Consider the following 18,600-nt stretch of genomic DNA (forward strand, 5'->3'; position numbering starts at 1 on the left):
CCTTCGTCCTCCCGCCCCCCCCACCTACTTCCCCCCCCTCTTCTCGTAGCGCCCCCGTTCTGCCCCCGTCCTCCCTTTAAAACCCAACCCCCAACAACACACTCCCGCCCCCGTCCCGCCCCCCGCTTCCGTCTCGGGAGGAGACTTGTACTTTAGGCAGCGGTCTTGGCCTCGATCTGCTTGGCCTTGGCCGAAGACGCCGTAATGGCGATCTTGCGCGGCTTCAGCTCCTCGGGGATGTTGCGCTTGAGGTCGACGAAGAGCAGGCCGTTCTTCAGCGAGGCGCCAACGACCTCGACGTGGTCGGCAAGCTGGAAGCGGCGTTCGAAAGCCCTCGAGGCAATGCCGCGATAGAGCAGCTCAGAGCCTTCGCCGGTACCCTCGTCCTTGCGCTCACCCTTCACGGTCAGCACGTTGCGATGGGCTTCGATCGAGATTTCCTCGTCCGAGAAGCCGGCAACCGCCATCGAGATGCGGTAGGAATCCTCACCGGTGCGCTCGATGTTGTAGGGGGGATAGGTCTGCGCGCCATCCGGCTGCGCAAGCGAATCGAGCATCGTGAACAGACGGTCGAAGCCGACGGTGGAGCGATAAAGCGGGGAAAAATCAACGTGACGCATGAGGTGTTCTCCTGTTGAGCAACATGGTTTGCGTATGGCCGGTGCGAAACCCTTGAGCGGCGTTTCGGGTGGGCCAGCGGCCCCGACATTGGCGACCGCACCAGACATTTGGGGAGCGCTGGAAAGCATTTCAAGATTTCACCTGGCGGCAAAAACCACGGCGGCAGGCCCCTTGATGAACGGCAGATGAACCGGCACTTCGGCGCGCGTTCAGGCAGCCGGCGCTAAAGTCCATTACAGGATCAAGGACTGGCGGCGCCCATTGCACAACAGGCGCCGCAACGAGGCCGACCGGGTGTAACGTCCCTTCCTCCCGGATCGACAGAGGCCGGAAGCACGCTTTCGAGCGGCTTCCGGCCTTCCCTGGCGCAGCCTCCCCTTCACCGGGAATTCCTTGGCTTTTGGCGCATGGGCGTCTATCACCTTAGCGGAGCCGGCCAGCGCAGGCGGGCATGCGAGACGCCGAGCACGAAGCGCCGAATGACGGATCTTTTCACCGAAAACTCCCTTTTTCACGAAATCGAGGGCAATCCGCGGCCGGAAAACGCCACCGGCGGCTTCTTCACCACGCGTGACCGCAAGAATATCCGCTACGGCCTGTTCGGCGCAGTCGCTCGCCCGATGAAGGGCACCGTGGTCCTGCTCACCGGCCGCAACGAGTGCATCGAGAAATATTTCGAAACCATCCGCAACCTTGCCGATCGCGGCTTTGGCGTCGCCACCCTCGATTGGCGCGGCCAGGGCGATTCCGACCGGCTGATCCGCGATCACCAGCGCGGCTACGTCAGCAGCTTCCGCGACTACACCGCCGACCTCGAACAGTTCTTCGAGGAGATCGTGCTGCCCGATTGCCGCGGACCGTACTACATCCTCGCCCATTCGGCAGGTGCCTTGATCACCCTGCTTGCCGCCCCGTCGATGGTGAACCGCATCCGGCGCATGGTGCTGATCGCGCCCTTCCTGACGCTGCCCGACCTGCCGGTCTCGATCTCGACGGTTCGCCGCGTCTGCTCGTTGTTCTGCGTTCTCGGCCTCGGCCGGCTCTATGCCGCCTGGGGTCCGCGGCCGAAGGTGACGGCCCCTTTCGAGACCAACAAGCTGACGTCTGACCCGGTACGCTATCGACGCAACACGCGGCTCTATGAAGAACATCCGCAACTGGCGCTTGGGGGTCCGACGATCCGCTGGCTGCGGGCAGCCGCGAAAGCCTCCGAAGCTGTCAGCGACCCCGACTTCATGGCAGGAATTCAGGTCCCCCTGCTGATAATCGCCGCCGGCGCCGACCAGGTCGTCTCGACCAGGGCCGTGGAAACCTACGCCAGGCGTCTGCGGCTCGGTTCGCTGCTGATGATCGATGGCTCCCGCCACGAAATCCTGCAGGAAGCCGACATTTATCGCGAGCAATTGCTCGCCGCTTTCGACGCCTTCATTCCCGGGAGCGACGACCCCACAGCCTGACAGGCGCCGGTCGCTGGCCCGCTCCCCAAGGGGTGCGCCGGCAGTAAAACGACTGCTTCAAGCGGTCGGCATCACCTGAATGGCAGCGGACGCTCGTTTAGCCGCGCAAGGCGGCCATGGCGGCGGCATGAAGCTCCGGCGTCGCCGCGGCGAGCACATCGCCGCCCTGTTCCGCCGGCCCGCCATCGAATGTGGTGACGACGCCGCCTGCCTTTTCGATAATCGGGATCAGCGCCACGATGTCGTAGGGCTTCAATCCGGGATCGGCGACGATGTCGACGCTTCCTGAGGCGATCATGGCGAAGGCATAGCAATCGGCGCCATAGCGGGCGAGCTGGATCTGTCTTTCGAATGCATCGTAACGGTTGCGCGCCTCGCCCTTGAACAGGGCCGGCGTGGTGGTGAACAGCGTCGCTTGGTCCAACTTCGTCGTCTTGCGGGTCGTCAGTTTTCGCGGCCCGCCTGGCCCCTCATAATGGGAGCCCGAGCCGTTGGCGTAGAAAAGCTCGCCGGTGAAGGGTTGCGCCATCATGCCGGCAACGGCGTCGCCGTCGATCGTCAGCCCGACCAGTGTGCCCCACACCGGCAGGCCGGAAATGAACGCGCGCGTGCCGTCGATCGGGTCGATCACCCAGACATGCCGGCTCGAAATGTTCTCGCTGCCATGCTCTTCACCAAGAATGCCATGGTCGGGATACTCAGCAGAGATCAGCGCCCGGATGGCGCGCTCGGCCTCGCGATCGGCCTCGGTGACCGGATCGAAACTGCCCTGTTCCTTGTTGGCGACCGCACCTTGGCTGCGAAAGCGCGGCAAGGTCTCCGCCGCTGCCACCTGCGCGATGCGGCGCATGAAACCGACACTGATGTCCAACTGATTCTCCCGCACTGCAGCATGTCCGAGCCGTGCTCTGCCGCCAATTTCGTACCAAAACAAGAGTGTTCGACGACTTTTCCGCGACGGCATCTGTTGCCCGGATGTCACACAAGCGTCGTCGAAACGCAATTTCCACATCAGAGTGAATTAAAAAAGCCTCAAGGTCGCTTGACATTTGTGCAGCGCACAATACCCTTGATCTCGGACAGGGTTTCCTGTCCATGCCCTCCTTGGGCGTTTCCTCCCTAGACTTCGACCGTATCGTGCAAACGATGCGGTCTTTTTTTACGCCGCGATTTCACTCTGCGGCCAACGGCCGGTCGCTCACTCGGCGGCTAGCGGCAGGTCGATGAAATGATGGTCGGGCATCGACATCAGGTCGGCTGAGAACCGCGTCAGGTCGTCGGCCAGCGCATCGAAGCCGCCGGCCTTCTCGAATGTCCGCTCGTTCATGTAGAGCCCGCGATTGACTTCGATCTGCAGCGCATGCAGATGGCGCGCCGGGCGGCCGTAATGCTCGGTGATGAAGCCGCCGGCATAGGGCTTGTTGTGGGCAACCGAATAGCCCATGGCGCTGAGCAGGCCGATCGCGGTCTCGGTCAGGGCGGCGGTTGCCGAGATGCCGAAGCGGTCGCCTATGATGAAGTCGGGCCGCAGGCCGCTGTCGCCGACACGGATGCTCGCCGGCATCGAATGACAGTCGATCAGCACGGCAAAACCGAACCGCGCATGGGTCCTGGTCAAAAGCCGCTTCAGTGTCTCGTGATAGGGCTTGTAGACGGCCTCGATGCGGGCAACGGCTTCGGCCAGAGGCAGGCGACCGGAATAGATGTCGAGCCCCTCGCCCACCAGCTTCGGCACCGTGCCAAGCCCGCCGGCCACCCGCGCCGAGCGGATGTTGCAGAAAGACGGCACTGGCTCGGCGAACATGCGCGGATCGAGTTCCCACGGCTCGCGATTGACGTCGAGATAGGCGCGCGGAAAATTCGCTGCCAGCAACGGCGCGCCTAGCGCCACGGCGCCGCCGAACAGCTCATCGACGTAACAGTCTTCCGACCGGCGGATGGCATTGCGGTCCAGCCTTGCCATGGCCAGGAAGCGTTCGGGATAGTAGCGGCCGCTATGCGGCGAGTTGAAGAGGAAGGGGACGCGCTGCTCGGCGCCCGACCGGATTTCGAAGGGTGGAAAGACCGAAAAATCCTCGGCTGCCGTCTTCAATTTGAGCGAACCCGAAAACACCAGTGCATCATGATGTGAAAGTGTCACCTTGCAGGCCGCGTGTCCAGCATTTCAGCGGCAGCACGCGCCCTGGCAAATATGGATCATCGCCGTCCGCGTTCACTTGATGTTTACCCTCACCTCCTCATATACAGGATGGTTAACGGGCTTGCCCAACGGCAATCTCGGGCGGGTGATTCGGACGGGATATCATGGCACGCATTCTTCTGGCGGAAGACGACGACGATATGCGTCGGTTCCTCGTCAAGGCGCTGGAGCGCGCCGGTTACCAGGTCAGCGATTTCGACAATGGCGCCAGCGCCTATGAGCGGCTGCGCGAGGAACCGTTCTCGCTGCTGTTGACCGACATCGTCATGCCGGAGATGGACGGCATCGAACTGGCGCGGCGCGCCACCGAGATCGATCCTGATTTGAAAGTCATGTTCATCACCGGTTTCGCCGCCGTTGCGCTGAACCCGGATTCCAAGGCGCCGAAAGACGCCAAGGTGCTGTCGAAGCCCTTCCACCTGCGTGACCTCGTCAACGAGGTCGAGAAGATGCTGCAGGCGGCCTGAGCCGTTTTCTAGGCAAGGCGCCGCGCCTCTTCGCCACTGCGGCGAGACGACGCCTTCTTTCCTTTTTCCTGCTATTGACGCGCTGGATCAAAAATGGTGTATGCGCGGCTTCGGATGGGCGTGTAGCTCAGCGGGAGAGCACTGCATTGACATTGCAGGGGTCACAGGTTCAATCCCTGTCACGCCCACCATCCAACCAGACGATCAGACTTGAATCGGCATCCTGGCCCGCTCGCCCGAGCTGGACAATTTTCGTTCGCCCAAGGGAAGCTGGACACTGGCGAGTTTTTCGAGCGCAACGCGCCCGTCCCGGCGTTTGACCGGAACGGGCCGCACTCGATCAGATCATTGCGGCGCTGGATCAGGCGTATTTCCCGGCCTGTCGCCGCCGCCCTTGCCTTCGCGACAAGGCTCTCCGAGACCGCAGCATTTGCCGTTGTAGGTGACGCCAGGCTTCAGCTTGTCGCATTCCCTGGGAGCGGTTGTCTTGCAGCCGGCCAGCACCGAAACGGCGATGGCGGCCAAAAGGACGTTTCTTGAAACAGTAAACATCAGACGTTCTCCTTGATGGACCATGTTTGGACACATCGCTTGGTCGCGCCTCGAGAGAAATTGGTTCACAAGAAAATTGGTGACGCGAAAACCACCTGCGGTCGTTCGACAGCGGAAACACCTGGGCAGGCGCAGCAATCGCGTGGCGACGCGTCCTCTTCGACCGGTCAGCCTTTCCGCGCTTCAGATGCCCGCGACGGTGCAAAGGCTCTTCATTCTGGCTACCGCCAGATCGGGATCAGCGAGCAATCCCGCCTGGTCGGCAAGGCGGAACACGTGGGCATAGTGACGGATGCCGCGCGCCGACTGCATACCGCCAATCATCGCAAAATGGTCCTGATGGCCATTCAGCCAGGCCATGAAGACGATGCCAGCCTTGTAGTACTCGGTCGGCGCCTCGAAGATTTTTCGCGATAGCGGCACGGTCGGCGCCATCAATGTGTCATAGCCGGCGCGGTCACCCTCCGCCAGTTTCGCCAGCGCTGCATTGGCGACCGGCGCAATCGCATCGAAAATACCGAGCAGTGCGTGCGAGTGTCTTTTCTCGTCGCCGGCGATCAGTTCGGGATAATTGAAATCGTCGCCAGTGAACATGACGACGCCGTCCGGCAGACGGTTCCTCAGCGCGACCTCCTTGCCGGCATCGAGCAGTGAGATTTTTATCCCCTCCACCTTGCCAACGTGGCGTTCGATGATGGCAACAACTGTATCGAGAGCAGTCTCGAAATTCTCGCTGCCCCAATAGCCCCTGAGCGCCGGATCGAACATGTCGCCCAGCCAGTGCAGGATGACCTTGCCGGATGCTTGGGACAGGATGCGGTCGTAGACGCCGACATAGTCGTCCGGCCCCTTGGCCACTGCCGCCAGTGCCCGGCTGGCCATCATGATCGCCTTGCCGCCCAAGCCTTCGATGAAAGCGAATTGCTGCTCATAGGCGGCGATCACATCGTCCAGCGTCCTGGCGGCGGCGGGCGCCAGATGGTCGGTGCCGGCACCCGAGGCGAGATCGGCGCCATCGACGGTACGCGCCTCGGCGATCGAACGGCGGATCAATTCCTGCGCGCTTGCCCAGTCGAAGCCCATGCCGCGCTGCGACGTGTCCATCGCTTCGGCGATGCGGAATCCCAGCCGCCACAGATGGTGACGGAACGCCATCGTCCTGTCCCAGTCGACCACCGGCCTGGACCACCGATCGGTCATGGCGAGCGGATCGGCAACGACGTGCGCAGCGGCATAGGCAATACGCGAAAATCGCGCGCCGATGTCAGACTGCACCGGTTCGCCGACCAGCGTGTACCGGGTGCTGCCGCCACCCTCACCAGGCAAGGAAATGTCCATCGATCTCTCCCTTCGCAACGCTACTAAATGGAACGTTCCAATAAATCAAGAACCTTTAAGATTCGGGCTCCACGGCAGGAAGAATGCTGCATTGCAACACATCCTTGTGGAGCAAGCCATTTGAGTACGCACAATCGGCGTTCGAGGCGCGGGAAAATCCCGATTGACTTACGAGCGGAGCGGAGATTAGAACGTTCCAATAGTTTGGGCTGCAATCGAGGAGGATGCATCTGGATGGCCAACCGGGCCAAGGCGACGATATTCGACATCGCCCGCGAAGCAGGCGTGTCCAAATCGACGGTATCGCTCGTGCTCCAGGGCAGCGGACTGATCCGGCCCGAAACAGCGAGCAAGGTGCGCAAGGCGATCGAGGATGTCGGTTACGTCTACAACCGCGGCGCCGCCAATCTGCGCAAGGCGCACTCCAACGTCATCGGCATGGTCATCAACGATCTGACCAATCCTTTCTTCGCCGAACTGGCGGTCGGCATGGAACGCGTCTTTCAGTCGGCCGGCATCGTGCCGTTCATCGCCAACACGGCGGAAAATCCGGTGCGCCAGGAAGAAGTGCTGAAGTCGCTGATGGAGCAAGGCGTCGCCGGTCTCATCGTCTCGCCGGCTCGCGGCACGACGCCGGGCGCCTTCAGGCGGATCGAGACGGCGGGTCTGCCGGTTGTCTTCGCCATGCGCCGGCTTCCCGAGAGCCGCATCCCGGTGATCGCGCCCGACAATCATCGCGGCGCCTATCTCGCCACCGCGCATCTGATCGGCAAGGGACATCGCCGGCTGGTCTTCTTCGGCGGCTCGTCCGACCTGGTGGTCTATCACGAGCGGCTTGGCGGATTTCGCGAAGCCTGCGAGACGCAGGGCATCGCCGCCCGCGACGCACTTGTCGTCGAGGGCGAGACCAGCCGCAGAGGTGGTATAGCGTGCCTGGAAACCGCTCTCGCTATGGCTGAGCCGCCGACCGCGGCGCTCTGCTTCAACGACGCTGTCGCCTTTGGCGCCATGCTGGCGCTGCGCAAGCGTAGGCTTGAGCCGGGAACTGATTTCGCCATCGTCGGTTTCGACGACGTGGCCGAGGCCGAGCATTACATGCCGGCGCTGACCAGCGTCGCGGTGGACTCGGCCGGCCTCGGCGAACGCGCCGCCCATGTCATGCTGAAAATGATCCAGTCGCGCACCACACGCGCCGAGGACCATATCGGCGCGGTCAATCTGGTCGTCAGGGAAAGCTGTGGCCCGGATCGCCGCACCCGAAACAGGACGGCCGGTTCGGGGAGCATGAATTGAGCAAGGTCGTTTCGGCAGCGCAGGCGGCGGGCCTGATCAAGGACGGCATGGTCGTGTCCGTGTCCTCATCCAGCGGCCTCGGCTGCCCGGACGCCGTGCTGGCCGCCATCGGCGAGCGCTTCGATGGGGAAGGCCACCCAAAGAACATCACCACACTGCATCCGATCGCCGCCGGCGACATGTATGGCATTAGGGGTATCGACCATCTGGCCAAACCCGGCCTGCTGAAGCGGACTTTGTGCGGCTCCTATCCGTCCGGCCCCTCCTCTTCCGAACCGCCGCAGATCTGGAAGATGATTGGCGACAATTCGGTCGCCGCCTACAACGTGCCGTCCGGCATCCTATTCGATATGCACCGCGAAGCCGCCGCCAAGCGGCCGGGCGTGCTGACCAAGGTCGGTCTCGATACCTTCGCCGACCCCCGACACCAGGGGTGCGCCATGAACGCCGCCGCCAGCGAGCCGATCGTTTCGGTGCAGCAGTTCGATGGCGAGGAATGGCTCTATTTCCGCTCGATCGTGCCTGATGTCTCGATCATCCGCGCCACCACCGCCGACGAGCGCGGCAACCTCACTTACGAGCATGAGGGCGCCTATCTCGGCGGGCTGGAACAGGCGCTCGCCGCCCGCAACAATGGCGGCGTCGTCATCGCGCAGGTCAAGCGCGTCGTCGAAAATGGCACACTGAAACCGCACGATGTACGCGTTCCCGGCGTGCTGGTCGACCATATCGTCGTTGCGCCAGACCAGTTGCAGACGACACTGACACCCTATGACCCGGCCATCTCCGGAGAAATCTTCCGGCCGCTGTCGAGCTTCCGCACGCCGGAGATGAACGTCCAGAAAGTGATCGCGCGCCGCGTCGCCATGGAGTTGCGCGACGGCATGGCCGTCAACATCGGCTTCGGCATTTCCGCCAATGTCCCGCGCATCCTTCTCGAGGAAGGACAGCACGGCAAGATTACCTGGGTGATCGAACAGGGCGCGGTCGGCGGCGTGCCGCTGCTCGACTTCAAATTCGGCTGTTCCTCGAATGCCGACGCCTTCATGCCCTCGCCGCACCAATTCATCTATTTCCAGGCGGGCGGCTTCGACGCCTCGCTATTGTCCTTCCTGCAGATCGACCGCCATGGCTCGGTCAATGTCTCGAAGCTTTCGGCGCGCCCGCATGTCACGGCTGGCGCCGGCGGCTTTGTCGACATCACCGCGCGGGCGAAGAAGATCGTGTTCTCCGGCTTCTTCAACGCCGGGGCAAAACTCTCATTGACCGATGGCGGCATCCGCATCGATCAGGAGGGCAAGGTCAAGAAGGTGGTCAACGAAGTCGAGCACATCTCGTTTTCGGGTAAGCGCGCAGTCGCGCAGGGACAGGACATCACCTATGTCACCGAACGCTGCGTGATGAAGCTGACGCCGGAGGGCCTGGTCGTCACAGAACTCGCACCCGGCATCGATCTGCAGCGCGATGTGCTGGCGCAGTCGGAAATTCCGTTGGGCATTGCCAAGGATCTCAAGACGACACCGGCAGCCCTCTATCAGGAGCAACCGATAGGCCTGTCGCTGAATGGCGGCGCCCCGCTCGGAGGCGCTCATGCCTGAGCCTCTCGTCACCTTCGAACAGGATGGCGCCATCGGCATCGTCACGCTGCGCCGGCCGGAGAAATTCAACGCACTGGACATCCCCATGCTGCGGGCGCTGGAGACGGCGCTCGACGCGGCCGAGATGGCCGAGGGCGTCCGCGTCGTGCTGCTGCGCGGCGAAGGCAAGGGATTTTGCGCCGGTGGCGATGTTGAAGCCTGGGCGCGGATGAGTGCCACCGATTTCCAGGTGCAATGGGTACGCTACGGCCACCGCGTCTTCGACCGGCTGGCGCGGCTCAGGCAGCCGACCATCGCCGTTTTGTCGGGCCATGCACTGGGCGGCGGCCTGGAGTTGGCTGTGGCTTGCGACTTCCGCGTGGCGGAAACACAAGTGAAAGTGGGCTTCCCCGAAACCTCGATCGGTGTCGTACCCGGCTGGTCAGGCACGCAGCGCGCCGTGCGGCGCTTCGGCGCGCAGGCGGTGCGCCGCATGGCGCTCGGCGGCGAGATCTTTCTCGCCCCCGAGGCACTCGCTCTGGGCATCGTCGACCGGGTGGTCGCGACTGGCAAGGCATACGACGAAGCAAGGGCGTGGGCGGAAAAGATCGCCGAGCGCGGCCCGCTGGCGACCGAAGCCGCCAAGCTGATGATCGCGGTCGCCGAAGGCGAGGAAAGTGCCGCCGCCATCGAAGCGCTGGCCAGCGGCTTCATCGCCCTGACCGGAGATCTCAAGGCCGGCCTCGATGCCTTCAAGGCCAAGCAGAAGCCGGCCTTTTCGAGATCCTAGAGGAAAACAGATGAACGCCCCCCTCAAGATCGCCATGCCGGCCGAGGCGTCCGCGGCGCCGAAAGCGTACAGACTGCTGATCGGCGGCAAGCATGTCGCTGCCCGCGACGGCCGCACGATTGCTCGAAATAGCCCCGGCCACGGCTTCACCGTATCGCACTACGCACAGGCCGGCGAGGCCGAAGTGGAAGCCGCTGTGCAGGCCGCCCACAAGGCGTTCGAGACCGGTCCATGGCCGCGCATGAAGGCAGCTGAGCGTGCCGCGATCCTGCTCAAGGCGGCTGACCTGATCGAGGGCCGGCTGGAAGACATCGCCCGGCTCGACGCACTGGAATCGGGCAAGCCGATCGCCCAGGCGCGCGGTGAGATTGGCGGCGCCGTCGATATCTGGCGCTATGCCGCCTCGCTCGCCCGCACGCTGCACGGCGAAAGCTATGCCAATCTCGGCGATGCCATGCTGGGCGTCGTGCTGCGCGAGCCGATCGGCGTCGTCTCGATCATCACGCCGTGGAATTTCCCGTTCCTGATCGTCAGCCAGAAACTGCCTTTCGCGCTCGCCGCCGGCTGCACGGCGGTGGTCAAGCCGAGTGAGATGACCTCGGCCTCGACCTTCGTACTCGGCGATATCCTGATGCAGGCCGGCCTGCCCGCCGGCGTCGTCAACATCCTTGCAGGTCTCGGCGCCGATGTCGGTGCGCCGATGGTCAGCCATCCCCTGGTCGAGATGGTCTCGTTCACCGGCTCGACCCGCGTCGGCAAGATGACGATGGCCTCGGCCGCGCAATCGCTGAAGAAAGTCTCGATGGAGCTCGGCGGCAAGAACGGTCAGGTCGTCTTCCCGGACGCCGACCTCGAAGCGGCCGCCGATGCGGCGGTGTTCGGCGGCTTCTTCAATGCCGGCGAGTGCTGCAATGCCGGCAGCCGGCTGATCGTGCACGAGGCGATCGCCGACGATTTTCTCAGCGCTGTCAAGGCGCTTACCGCCAGGGTTACGGTCGGCGATCCGCTCGATGACCAAACCAAAGTCGGCGCGATGATCTCGTCCGACCATCTGAAGAAGGTGGCCGGCTATGTGTCTGCCGCTGAAGGCGACGGCAGCCAGGTTTACAGCGGAGGCAAGCAATTGGCCTCCAATGTCGGCCAATATCTCGATCCCACCATCATTCGCGACGTCACCGAGGAGATGGCCATCGCCCGCGAGGAAGTGTTCGGCCCGGTGCTCTCGGTGCTGACATTTGAATCGATTGAAAAGGCGTTGCACATCGCCAACGACACGCCTTATGGTTTGTCGGCGGGCGTGTGGAGCGCCAGCATCGACACCTGCATGTCGGTGGCGCGTGGGGTGCGTTCGGGAACCGTTTGGGTGAACACGTTCATGGAAGGTTATCCCGAGCTGCCTTTCGGAGGCTACAAGCAGTCCGGTCTCGGACGCGAACTCGGCAAACGCGCCGTCGAGGACTATACCGAGGAAAAGACAATCCAGTTTCATCGCGGCCAGCGCACCGGGTGGTGGGTCGGCTGAGTTGAGAAGAACCCGGTGGGCTTCACCGGTCGTGTAATGCAACAAGGGAGGAAGTACATGTTGCGCAAACTGCTTATCGGAACGGCTCTCGCGTCGGGCCTGGCTTTCACAGCCCACGCCGAGGACGTCAAGGAAGTCCAGATGCTGCATTGGTGGACGTCGGGTGGCGAAGCGGCTGCTCTCAACGTCCTCAAGGGCGACCTGGCCAAGGAAGGCTATGCCTGGAAGGACGTGCCGGTGGCCGGCGGTGGCGGCGATGCCGCCATGACCGCGCTGAAGGCAATGGTCGCGGCCGGCAATTACCCGACCGCCTCGCAGATGCTCGGCTACACCGTGCTCGACTATGCGGCCGCCGGCGTCATGGGCGACCTGACCGAAACGGCGAAGAAAGAAGGCTGGGACAAGTCCGTTCCGGCAGCCCTGCAGAAGTTTTCGGTCTATGAGGGCAAGTGGGTCGCGGCTCCGGTCAACGTTCACTCGGTCAACTGGCTGTGGATCAACAAGGCCGTCCTGGACAAGATCGGCGGCACCGAGCCGAAGACCTTCGACGACTTCGTTGCACTGCTCGACAAGGCCAAGGCGGCAGGCGTGATCCCGCTCGCTCTCGGCGGCCAGAACTGGCAGGAAGCCACCATGTTTGACTCCGTCGTGCTGTCGACCGGCGGACCCGAGTTCTACAAGAAGGCCTTCAACGACCTCGATGACGAGTCCCTGAAGTCCGACACGATGAAGAAGTCGTTCGACAATTTGGCCAAGCTCGTCACCTTTGTCGACCCCAACTTCTCCGGCCGCGACTGGAACCTTGCCACCGCCATGGTCATCAAGGGCGATGCCCTTGTGCAGGTCATGGGCGACTGGGCCAAGGGCGAGTTCAACGCCGCCAAGAAAACGCCGGGCACCGACTTCCTGTGCTATCGCTTCCCGGGCACCGACGGCTCAGTGATCTACAACTCCGACATGTTCGGCATGTTCAACGTTCCGGACGACCGCAAGGCCGCCCAGGTCGCGCTGGCCACCGCCACCCTGTCGAAGAGCTTCCAGTCGGCCTTCAACGTCGTCAAGGGTTCGGTTCCGGCCCGTACCGACGTTCCGGACACCGACTTCGACGCGTGCGGCAAGAAGGGCATCGCCGACCTGAAGGCAGCCAACGAAGGCGGCACGCTGTTCGGCTCGCTCGCCCAGGGCTATGGCGCGCCCCCGGCGGTCGCCAATGCCTATAAGGACGTCGTCTCCAAATTCGTCCATGGGCAGATCAAGACCTCGGACGAGGCCGTGACCGAACTGGTCAAGGCGATCGACGACGCCAAGTAAGCGCCACGCGCCAAAAACGCCTTCCCCGCTCCGGCGGGGAAGGCCCAGATCCGCGAACTTAGATCCGCGAAGCTGGTTGGCCGCGAGTCGACGGGAGGAGCCCCATGAGCACGGTAGCGACAAGCCAGATCAAGCTGACGCCGGAGCATGCGCGGCCACGCGCCTCGGTGCGCTCACGCCTGCAGGACGCATTGCCGAAGATTGTGCTGGCGCCCAGCTTTGCCATCACCATCGTCTTCGTCTACGGCTTCATCCTGTGGACGATCTATTTGTCCTTCACCAATTCCAAGACCTTTCCGTCCTATGTCATCACCGGCTCGCGCGCCTATCAGCGACTGTGGGGCTGGACCTTCGACACCGACCCGCCCTCGAGCTGGTACACGTCGATCACCAATATGGGCATCTTCGGCTTTCTCTACATCTTCATCTGCCTGGCGCTCGGCCTGTTCCTGGCCATCCTGCTCGACCAGAAGATCCGCGGCGAAGGCGTGCTGAGGCCGATCTATCTCTACCCGATGGCGCTGTCCTTCATCGTCACCGGCGTCGCCTGGAAATGGTTCCTCGATCCCGGCCTCGGCCTCGAGCAGACCTTGCATCAATGGGGCTGGACGAGCTTCCATTTCGACTGGATCAAGAACAAGGATTTCGTCATCTACACGGTGGTCATTGCCGGCGTCTGGCAGGCCTCCGGCTTCATCATGGCGATGTTCCTGGCCGGCCTGCGCGGCATCGACGGCGAGATCATGAAGGCGGCGCAGATCGACGGCGCCACCACCTTCCAGCTCTACCGCCGCATCGTCATCCCGCTGCTGCGGCCGATCTTCCTGTCGGCCTTCATCGTGCTCGCGCACCTCGCCATCAAGTCCTACGATCTGGTCGTGGCGCTGACCAGCGGCGGCCCCGGCGGCTCGGCCTGGCTGCCATCCAACTTCATGTATGAGTACACGTTCAAGCGCAACGAAATGGCCGTCGGCTCGGCCAGCGCCGTGATCATGCTGATGACCATCGTCGCCATCATCGTGCCCTATCTCTATTCGGAACTCAGGGAGAAGCCGCGATGAGCGCCGTCACCACTCCCGCCCGTCAGGCTTCAGGCGTCGTCAACGTCAAGATCGTCAACCGCATCGTCATCTACGGACTGCTGGCGCTGTTTGCGCTGTTCTACCTGATGCCGCTGTTCGTCATGCTGGTCACCTCGTTCAAGACCATGGACGAGATTCAGAACGGCAACATGCTGGCATTGCCCCAGGCGCCGACCTTCGATCCATGGCTCAAGGCCTGGGGGGAGACCTGCGTCGGCCTCACCTGCGCCGGCATCAAGGGCTATTTCTGGAACTCCATCAAGATGGTTGTTCCGGCCGTGCTGATCTCGACGATGCTCGGCGCGCTCAACGGCTACGTGCTGACCAAGTGGCGTTTTCGCGGGGCAACGCTGGTGTTCGGGCTGATGCTGTTCGCCTGCTTCATCCCGTTCCAGTCGGTGCTGCTGCCGATGGCGACCATCCTCGGCAGTCTCGGCCGCTTCGGCGTCACGCTGCAGAATGCAACGGGAACCAGCTTTGGCCTCGGCAACCCGACGGTCAACCTCGTCTTCGTCCACGTCGTCTACGGCATCGGCTTCACCACGCTGTTCTTCCGCAACTACTATGAGGCGTTCCCGACCGAACTGGTCAAGGCGGCACAGGTCGACGGCGCCTCGTTCTTCCAGATCTTCCGCCGCATCATGCTGCCGAATTCAATGCCGATCTTCGTCGTCACGGTGATCTACCAGTTCACCAACATCTGGAACGACTTCCTGTTCGCCTCGGCTTACGCCGGCACCGGCGACGCGATGCCGATGACGGTGGCGCTCAACAACGTCGTCAACACCTCGACCGGCGTCGTCGAATACAACGTCAACATGGCCGCCGCGATGATCGCGGCATTGCCCACCCTTCTCGTCTATGTGCTCGCCGGCCGCTACTTCGTGCGCGGTCTCATGGCTGGCGCCGTCAAAGGATAATCTGATGGCTTTTCTGGAAATTGATGGTCTGAGAAAGCGCTTCGGCCAGGTCGAGATTCTGAAAGGGATCGATGTCGAGCTCGAGAAAGGCGGCTTCCTGGTGCTGGTCGGCCCGTCCGGCTGCGGAAAATCCACTTTGCTCAACACCATCGCCGGGCTGGAGACGATCACGTCGGGTGAAATCCGCGTCGACGGCCGCCAGATCAACGATCTGCATCCCTCCAAGCGCGACATTGCCATGGTGTTCCAGAGCTACGCGCTCTACCCGAACATGACGGTGGCCGGAAACATCTCGTTTGGCATGGAGATGCGCGGCGTGCCGGCGGTGGAGCGCCAGAAGGCGATCGACAAGGTGGCTAAGGTGCTGCAGATCGGTCACCTGCTGCAGCGCAAGCCGAGCCAACTTTCGGGCGGCCAGCGCCAGCGAGTCGCAATGGGCCGGGCCCTGGTGCGCGACCCCAAACTGTTCCTGTTCGATGAACCTTTGTCCAACCTCGACGCCAAGCTGCGCGTCGACATGCGCATCGAGATCAAGCGCCTGCACGCCACCACCGGCACCACCATCGTCTACGTCACCCACGACCAGATCGAGGCGATGACGCTGGCGACCAAGATCGCCGTCATGCGCGACGGCGAGGTACAGCAGTTCGGCACTCCAGCCGAAATCTACAACAACCCGACCAATCTCTTCGTCGCAGATTTCATGGGCTCGCCGGCGATGAACCTGATCCCGGCGACCATCGGCACCAACGGCAACGCGCTGTCCGTTGTGCTCCAGCGCGAGGCGCGCGAGCCGATCAACCTGCCGATGGCCAATGCACCGGCGGGCCTGTCGGCATTCCAGGGCAAGCCGATCATCTTCGGTGTCCGCCCCGAAGCCCTGACCGATCCGGAAGGTGCCGAGCGCAACGCCTCGCACATCGCAACCGCAGACTGTCACATCGAGGTCGTCGAACCGGCCGGCTCGGATACCTTCGCCGTCACCAATCTCGGCGGCAAGGGCGTGGTGGCGCGGCTGCGCGCCGACGCCAACATCCAGCCGGGCACCAACACGCCGCTCGCCTTCAACCTGACCAAGGCGGTGTTCTTCGATCCGGCGACCGAGACCCGTATTCGCTAATGTATGTCGCCCAAAAGTGGATCCGGTTTTGGGGCAACGACATGCATCAAAACAAGAAACTAAAGCGCGTCGGGACGCGATTTAGGCCATGACAAATCCGGACATCGTCATCATCGGCTCCGGCATCGGCGGCGCCACGATCGCCTCCGGCCTTGCCGGCAGCGGCGCCTCGATCCTGATGCTGGAACGCGGCGAGCCGTTGCCGGCGACACCGCACGCGCGCGACACACGCTCGATCTTTGTCGACGGCCATTACAGGCCGAAGGAGATGTGGCGTGAGGCCGGTGGTGCCGCCTTCAACCCCGGCAATTACTACTATGTCGGCGGCAATTCGAAGTTCTATGGCGCGGTGCTGATCCGCTACCGCAAGGAAGATTTCGCCGCCATGGAGCACTTTGGCGGCGTCTCGCCGGCATGGCCGTTTTCCTATGAGGAATTCGAGCCCTGGTATTCGAAAGCCGAACAGCTGTTTCGCGTGCGCGGCACGCTGGGCGAGGATCCGACCGAGCCGTTCCATTCGATCCCCTACGCCTACAAGCCGGTGCCTGACGAGGCGCCCATCGCCCGCGCCCGCGCCGAGCTGAAAAACCTTGGCCTGCATCCGGCCTCGCTGCCGCTCGGTGTCGACATCGACACCTGGCTGAAAGAGGGCAAGACCGGCTGGGATGCTTTCCCGAACACCGGCCAGGGCAAGGTCGACGCGCAGACCGGTCCGCTGACGGCGGCGCTGACCGACCAGAACATTCGGCTCGAGACTGGCGCTTGCGTCGAATATCTCGAAGCCTCGGCGGACGGCACGACGATATCAGCCATTCACTACCGCCAGAATGGCGAGTTGAAGAAAGTATCACCGAAGCTGGTCATCCTCTCAGCCGGCGCGGTCAATTCCGCAGTCATCCTGCTGCGCTCGCCCTCTCCTGATGGCAAAGGCCTGGCCAACCGGTCCGACCAGGTCGGCCGCAATTTCATGAACCACAATTCGAGCGCCATGCTGGCGATCGACCCGCGCCGCCGCAACGATGCCGTGTACCAGAAGACGCTGATGCTGAACGACTATTACCTGTCCGGCGGCAAGGGCGGCAAGCCGCTCGGCAACGTCCAGCTGCTCGGCAAGATCGACGGCAACATGCTGCAGGCCAATGTCAGGTACACGCCAAAATTCGCGCTTGATTTCATGGCCGGCCACGCCGTCGACTGGTACCTGATGTGCGAGGACCTGCCGGATCCCGAAAGCCGCATCATGGTTGATGGCAAGGACATCGTCATGCAATGGCGGCGCTCCAACATGCAATCGCTCGACGGGCTGACCAAGGTGATGCGCGAAAACTTCCGCGCCTGCGGTTATCCCATCGTTCTCTCGCGCCCCTTCGACAAGCGCACGCCGTCGCACCAATGCGGCACGATAAAGATGGGCGACGATCCGGCGACGGCGGCGCTCGATCCGTTCTGCCGCTCATTCGATCACCGGAACCTGTTTGTCGTTGACGCCGGCTTCCTGCCGAACTCGGCGGCGGTCAATCCGGCATTGTCGATCGCCGCGCAGGCGCTGCGTGTCGCCGATCACATCCATAAGACGGACCTCGCCGCATGACCCGCCCCTCCGCCATCGTCACCGGCGGCGCGCGCGGCATCGGCCTTGCCTGCGCCCAGGCGTTGGCGGATGTCGGCTTCGATATTCTGATCGCAGATCTTGCCGAAACAGCCGCTGATGGACTTGCCACCGACATCACCAAGCGTGGCGCGAAGTTCGCCTATGTCCGTTGCGACATCGCCGATCTCGCCAGCCACACCGCACTTGTCGATGCCGCGATGCGCGCCTTCGGCCGTATCGACTGCCTGGTCAACAATGCCGGCATCGGCGCCGTGGTGCGCGGTGACCTCTTGGACCTCAAGCCGGAGAATTTCGACCGCACGCTGGGCATCAATCTGCGCGGCACCGTCTTCCTCAGCCAGGCCGTCGCCAAGGCGATGCTGGCTGCGCCAGGCGATCACCAGAGGTCGATCATCACCATCACCTCGGTCAGCGCCGAAATGGCATCGTCGGAGCGACCGGATTACTGCATCTCGAAAGCCGGGCTTTCGATGTGGGTGAAGAACCTGGCGCTGCGGTTGGCGCCCGAAAACATCGGCGTGTTCGAGGTGCGGCCCGGCATCATCCGCACCGACATGACTTCAGGCGTGACCGCCAAATACGATGCCCTCATCGACAGTGGACTGGTGCCGGCCAAACGCTGGGGCGAAGCATCGGACATCGGTGCGGTGGTGGCGACGCTCGCCGGCGGCAGGCTCGGCTTTTCGACCGGCTCGATCATCAATGTCGATGGCGCCCTCTCCGTGCCGCGACTATAAG

The 18,600-nt window shown here is 63.0% G+C and carries 17 protein-coding genes and 1 tRNA gene; 13 read left to right on the forward strand and 5 right to left on the reverse strand.

Translation table 11 applies throughout. The features are described 5' to 3' along the window. Positions 1-152: 152 nt before the first annotated feature. The gene (locus NKI69_RS17985; RefSeq protein ID WP_013529716.1) at positions 153-620 is read right to left on the reverse strand and encodes an Hsp20 family protein; all 468 of its coding nucleotides are present in this window, start codon (positions 618-620) and stop codon (positions 153-155) included. Between the two features lie 480 nt (positions 621-1,100). On the opposite strand from NKI69_RS17985, the gene NKI69_RS17990 reads away from it, so the two are divergent. Continuing rightward, on the forward strand, positions 1,101-2,078 hold the full coding sequence (locus NKI69_RS17990; protein WP_023810076.1) for an alpha/beta fold hydrolase: 978 nt from the start codon (positions 1,101-1,103) through the stop codon (positions 2,076-2,078). A gap of 97 nt (positions 2,079-2,175) precedes the next feature. Here the strand turns inward: NKI69_RS17990 and hisN are convergent, their stop codons facing one another. Beyond that, complete coding sequence (hisN, locus tag NKI69_RS17995; RefSeq protein ID WP_023810077.1) at positions 2,176-2,949, reverse strand: histidinol-phosphatase; 774 nt, start codon at positions 2,947-2,949, stop codon at positions 2,176-2,178. Between the two features lie 327 nt (positions 2,950-3,276). Then, positions 3,277-4,218 carry an N-formylglutamate amidohydrolase gene (locus NKI69_RS18000; RefSeq protein WP_023810078.1) on the reverse strand — a complete coding sequence of 314 codons (942 nt, stop codon included), beginning with the start codon at positions 4,216-4,218 and terminating at the stop codon, positions 3,277-3,279. A 164-nt stretch (positions 4,219-4,382) separates the two neighbouring features. Between NKI69_RS18000 and cpdR the strand changes: the two genes are divergently transcribed. Further along, positions 4,383-4,745 carry a cell cycle two-component system response regulator CpdR gene (gene cpdR, locus NKI69_RS18005; protein ID WP_006199474.1) on the forward strand — a complete coding sequence of 121 codons (363 nt, stop codon included), beginning with the start codon at positions 4,383-4,385 and terminating at the stop codon, positions 4,743-4,745. Positions 4,746-4,861: 116 nt separating this feature from the next. Next, positions 4,862-4,936 (forward strand) — tRNA-Val (locus tag NKI69_RS18010). A gap of 154 nt (positions 4,937-5,090) precedes the next feature. On the opposite strand, the gene NKI69_RS18015 is transcribed toward NKI69_RS18010, so the two are convergent. Both NKI69_RS18015 and NKI69_RS18020 read right to left on the reverse strand, forming a co-directional pair. Continuing rightward, positions 5,091-5,297, reverse strand: a complete 207-nt coding sequence (locus NKI69_RS18015; RefSeq protein ID WP_023810079.1) for a hypothetical protein — start codon at positions 5,295-5,297, stop codon at positions 5,091-5,093. Positions 5,298-5,480: 183 nt separating this feature from the next. After that, a complete protein-coding gene (locus tag NKI69_RS18020) occupies positions 5,481-6,635 on the reverse strand; it encodes a dihydrodipicolinate synthase family protein (protein WP_352722249.1) in 1,155 nt (384 codons plus the stop codon). A gap of 234 nt (positions 6,636-6,869) precedes the next feature. Between NKI69_RS18020 and NKI69_RS18025 the strand changes: the two genes are divergently transcribed. The 10 genes from NKI69_RS18025 (at position 6,870) to NKI69_RS18070 (ending at position 18,599) form a co-directional block, all read left to right on the forward strand. Then, entirely contained in the window at positions 6,870-7,928 is a 1,059-nt protein-coding gene (locus NKI69_RS18025) for a LacI family DNA-binding transcriptional regulator (protein WP_023810081.1), read from the forward strand. Next, on the forward strand, positions 7,925-9,526 hold the full coding sequence (locus NKI69_RS18030; protein WP_352722251.1) for an acyl CoA:acetate/3-ketoacid CoA transferase: 1,602 nt from the start codon (positions 7,925-7,927) through the stop codon (positions 9,524-9,526). The genes NKI69_RS18025 and NKI69_RS18030 overlap by 4 nt, the downstream gene beginning before the upstream one ends. Continuing rightward, positions 9,519-10,295: an enoyl-CoA hydratase/isomerase family protein gene (locus tag NKI69_RS18035; protein WP_352722253.1), complete on the forward strand. Its 777-nt coding sequence runs from the start codon at positions 9,519-9,521 to the stop codon at positions 10,293-10,295. The genes NKI69_RS18030 and NKI69_RS18035 overlap by 8 nt, the downstream gene beginning before the upstream one ends. A gap of 10 nt (positions 10,296-10,305) precedes the next feature. Next, entirely contained in the window at positions 10,306-11,817 is a 1,512-nt protein-coding gene (locus NKI69_RS18040) for an aldehyde dehydrogenase family protein (protein ID WP_352722256.1), read from the forward strand. A gap of 57 nt (positions 11,818-11,874) precedes the next feature. Next, positions 11,875-13,128, forward strand: a complete 1,254-nt coding sequence (locus tag NKI69_RS18045) for an ABC transporter substrate-binding protein (protein WP_352674830.1) — start codon at positions 11,875-11,877, stop codon at positions 13,126-13,128. Positions 13,129-13,232: 104 nt separating this feature from the next. Continuing rightward, a complete protein-coding gene (locus tag NKI69_RS18050) occupies positions 13,233-14,189 on the forward strand; it encodes a carbohydrate ABC transporter permease (protein ID WP_127290550.1) in 957 nt (318 codons plus the stop codon). Further along, positions 14,186-15,130, forward strand: coding sequence for a carbohydrate ABC transporter permease (locus NKI69_RS18055; RefSeq protein WP_352722258.1), 945 nt, complete (start codon positions 14,186-14,188; stop codon positions 15,128-15,130). The genes NKI69_RS18050 and NKI69_RS18055 overlap by 4 nt, the downstream gene beginning before the upstream one ends. Before the next feature lie 4 nt (positions 15,131-15,134). Further along, complete coding sequence (locus NKI69_RS18060; RefSeq protein ID WP_352722261.1) at positions 15,135-16,250, forward strand: ABC transporter ATP-binding protein; 1,116 nt, start codon at positions 15,135-15,137, stop codon at positions 16,248-16,250. An 88-nt stretch (positions 16,251-16,338) separates the two neighbouring features. After that, positions 16,339-17,841, forward strand: a complete 1,503-nt coding sequence (locus NKI69_RS18065) for a GMC oxidoreductase (protein ID WP_128303138.1) — start codon at positions 16,339-16,341, stop codon at positions 17,839-17,841. Further along, the gene (locus NKI69_RS18070; protein ID WP_128303139.1) at positions 17,838-18,599 is read left to right on the forward strand and encodes a 3-ketoacyl-ACP reductase; all 762 of its coding nucleotides are present in this window, start codon (positions 17,838-17,840) and stop codon (positions 18,597-18,599) included. The genes NKI69_RS18065 and NKI69_RS18070 overlap by 4 nt, the downstream gene beginning before the upstream one ends. The last annotated feature ends 1 nt before the right edge of the window (position 18,600 follow it).

It is taken from the genome of Mesorhizobium sp. M0491 (assembly GCF_040321265.1).
Classification (GTDB): domain Bacteria; phylum Pseudomonadota; class Alphaproteobacteria; order Rhizobiales; family Rhizobiaceae; genus Mesorhizobium.